This is a genomic window from Coleofasciculus sp. (assembly GCF_046565525.1).
Lineage (GTDB): Bacteria > Cyanobacteriota > Cyanobacteriia > Cyanobacteriales > Coleofasciculaceae > Coleofasciculus.
In genome coordinates, this window is the sequence record NZ_JBKHUP010000220.1 from 1 (window position 1) to 3,514 (window position 3,514).

Below are 3,514 nucleotides of genomic sequence, written 5' to 3' on the forward strand. Positions count from 1 at the left end.
AATGCGTCGTCGGATGAAGGCAAAGCCGAACGCCTTTCGAGGTATTCGGAGCTGCGCTGGACGATAGATGCAATCTCTACCCTCGGCGAAACGGAGCCGTCAGGCGAAGTGTAGCAGGGTGGAGTCGTTGAAAACGCTCCCACTCAAAACTTCCCCGTCTTCATGGCTCTAGAGGTAGTTGACAAATAACCCATGACGAATGACACATTAATTTTGTACAGCAAACCAGGTTGTCACCTGTGCGAAGGTTTACAAGAAAAGCTCGAACAAATCCAAGGGTTGAATTTTCAGCTAGAGGTGCGGGACATTACCCAGCGGGATGATTGGTTCCAGGCTTATCAATATGAAGTGCCAGTGCTGTGTCATCACAAAGACGGTCAAGAAACACCTCTCCCTCGCCCTTCACCCCGCTTGAGTGTGCCGCAGTTGGAGAAAATGTTACAGAAATATTTGTAAGCTGGAAAGAACATCAGCCGACTGGGTGTAAAAACCAGGTTGAGGTTGGGTCTGGGGTTTTTGTCCCAATACACTGTAAATCAGCGTCTTTTGCTCTCGACCTCGGAGTTTAAGGGATTGTATGGGCATAGCTTGATAGCGATCGCGCACGTATTCGTAGGTGCTACTGGTGATTAAAATATGGTGAGGGTTATTATTGGTGACCTTTTTATTGAGCGACTGGAGTCGAGAGGCTACATTGACAGTATCTCCCACCACCGAATAATTCAGACGCCGTTTACTCCCCAAACTTCCCGCCATAACCAACCCCGTATGAACACCAATCCCAACTTCAATCAGCGGTTTTCCTTCCTGCTGAAATCTTTGATTCAACAAGGCTAAACAGTGATTCATCTCCAAGCAAGCCGCGATCGCATTCAATGCCCCATCACGAATAGTCTCTGATGTCAAGCCTTCATTGGAAACGCCAAACACTGCCATAATCGCATCACCAATGTATTTATCCACGATGCCATCGTGATCCATAATGCAGTTGGTCATCGTTTCTAAGTAGGGATTGAGCCAGCTATAAACTTCAGCAGGCGTCATTCGTTCGGAAATAGTAGTAAAACCCCGAATGTCCATAAACAGAATCGTGGCGGTTGTCTGTTGAGAGGGGATCGCGTCCAATGAACACACAGGACCTTGCTGTTGCCAAATCAGTTGAGCGGTTTTGGGAGCGACGTAGGTTTCAAATAACGTCATAAGCTGGTGTTTCTCACGCAGTTGCACCCCAGCCAAGGTAAGTAACCCCGTACCAATTGGAGCTGCGATGGGTAGCCATAGGTGATCATAGCTAAAAGCCGCCGCTGCTATACCCAGCCAGATAACCGGAAACAACAGTGCGATCGCTATGCGACTTTTGATACCCTGATTCGATAATACCCAGCTTAATCCTAGCCCCAGTAACAGTAGCAACAGCAGAATTAGTGGCTCAGCCAAAGGTTGTAACTGTCTCGATTGGCGTAAATTATCGATTAAAGTCCCATGGAGATAAACACCCGATATCGGTGGTTTTTTATTTAACGGCGATCGTAGTGTATCGATTCCTGTGGCGGTTACTCCCACCAAAACTAACTTATCAGCTAAGGCATCAGGCGCCACCTTTCCTTCTACCACATCAGCAAAGGAATAGGTTGGTAAAGCTTCTGCTTTCTGAATCCAGTTGAGCCAAATTGACTGCTGTTGCTTGCCAGAAATCGGTTGCGGGAGACTTTTAGGTTTATCCCCATCAGCAACCTGAATCATCGCTACACCCAATCCCGGTATCCCTTTGGTAAAAACTGCCGCCCGACGACTAATGCCATCAGGATCGGGATTGTGCCAAATTTGACCCACACTAGCGCTGGCTTGTTTAAGCTCAGCTAACGGTTCTAGGATTTTTCCTTGCTCATCCCAGGCGGTGGCTAACACAACATTCTCCGCCTGTGCGATCGCGTCGGCAAATTCGGTGTCCCTCTCGCCCGGATCGATAAACAGCAGATCAAAGCCAATTACGGCAGGTGGAGATGGCTCTAGGGCTTGTAACAATTGGGCATAGCGATCTCTAGACCAAGGAAAACTGCCGTATTTCTCCAAGCTAGCGTTATCAATGGCAATAATCGCGATGGTTTCATCCCAAATCGCCTGAGGCAAAATACCCGATTCCCGAATTTGGAATAGATAATTGTACCCCATCTCTTCCCAGGGTTGCCATCCACCCCATTGCCATATCCCGATTGCCAAAGCAGCTCCCACAGCACCGGGAATTACAGCTTGTGTAGCGGCGACAAACCGACGAACTCTAGACATCCAATATTTCATGATCACTGCGGTTTGCCCATAAATACGACAGGGTTGGCTGTGAAAAAGTAGGAGGGTTCTAACCTGTAGACACTCCTAATGACAAAACCGCCTTCACTCTCCATCACACCAAGCTCGACCCAGATGCCCATTTCTACCTAGATAGAATAAAGCCGGGATTGACTCGCGATCACCCTGATAGGTTTACATTTATTTAATAATTCTACGTAAATGCCCTGAAATTACATCGTCCAAGAGTTGGATTAGAGTTCTAGAACGTGGGTTGAGCAGAGGAATTATCTGTTGTGGGGGTCTGGGGGAGCTATCGCACTAAAGCAAAGAATTGAGGTCTAATTCATAAACCTGTTGGGTTCCCAAAGGACTACGAACAACCAACCGAATTACGCTGTTATCAGGGATTGGCACAACCGTCTCCAATTGTCCACGAGGGTTGGTGTCAACCGCTTGACCATTGAGAAACACGAGACTGAGTGGATCAACTTCTGCGACTACTCGCACCACCGAAGTCTGTCCCCCTCGTTCCGGCAATTCCACCCTTTACGTCGTCATCCTCACCTCTAAAAGCAATTTCAAAGCTGGAATTGGGGTGATTAAACTTTCGCGTATTTGCCCTGATTTGTCCCTGTTTCACGAAAAACTGGGTAGTTTTTGCTCCACTGGGCAACTGTTCCAAATTAATCAGTTGTACCTGAGTTCGCTCAGAAACAGTAATTGTACCAATGCCATCATCGACAACCAAAACAACAATGGCGTTATCATCGGTGCTGAGAACCTCACCCACTTCTAGGCGATCATCCTCTTGAGCAGGGCGTCCTTTGTAGGTAACGTTACCAATCACCTGTCGAATTTCAACCCACCGTTGCTGTTCACGAGGTTGGGTTGGTTGGGCAATAATCGGCTGCGGAACCACTACCCACCCTCCGGTGACGAGTGAGAGTCCGATCAGGCAAACTTGAGCCAGATATGATTTCATAGCTTGCAATAAGGTTTATGGGCAACGATACTTTAGAAAAAAACTCTCAAGGTTCCCCAGTTCCTTTGGGAAGATTTTCGAGTATCCGTAATCCTACCAAGCAACAGGAGTGCTAATCTGAAATTCTTCTTTGCCCCTATCCCTCTCGTCGTGAGGAGTTGATTGAGTTCAATAACCCTGCCCTACTTCGTGAGGACAGGGATTGCCGGACAAACGGCGATTTAAACCGTTGAATACCGCACC

4 protein-coding genes are annotated in these 3,514 nt (G+C 47.7%); 1 reads left to right on the plus strand and 3 read right to left on the minus strand.

The features are described from left to right. The first annotated feature begins 192 nt into the window (after positions 1–192). Positions 193–456, plus strand: a complete 264-nt coding sequence (locus ACLGGO_RS35165) for a glutaredoxin family protein (protein ID WP_446334515.1) — start codon at positions 193–195, stop codon at positions 454–456. Here ACLGGO_RS35165 and ACLGGO_RS35170 read toward each other — a convergent pair. The 3 genes from ACLGGO_RS35170 to ACLGGO_RS35180 form a co-directional block, all read right to left on the minus strand. After that, the gene (locus ACLGGO_RS35170) at positions 439–2,286 is read right to left on the minus strand and encodes a CHASE2 domain-containing protein (RefSeq protein ID WP_446422793.1); all 1,848 of its coding nucleotides are present in this window, start codon (positions 2,284–2,286) and stop codon (positions 439–441) included. The two genes, ACLGGO_RS35165 and ACLGGO_RS35170, sit on opposite strands and share 18 nt — an antisense overlap. Before the next feature lie 321 nt (positions 2,287–2,607). Beyond that, on the minus strand, positions 2,608–2,799 hold the full coding sequence (locus ACLGGO_RS35175) for a hypothetical protein (protein ID WP_446422794.1): 192 nt from the start codon (positions 2,797–2,799) through the stop codon (positions 2,608–2,610). Then, positions 2,774–3,271: a hypothetical protein gene (locus ACLGGO_RS35180; RefSeq protein ID WP_446422795.1), complete on the minus strand. Its 498-nt coding sequence runs from the start codon at positions 3,269–3,271 to the stop codon at positions 2,774–2,776. The genes ACLGGO_RS35175 and ACLGGO_RS35180 overlap by 26 nt, the downstream gene beginning before the upstream one ends. Positions 3,272–3,514 lie beyond the last annotated feature (243 nt).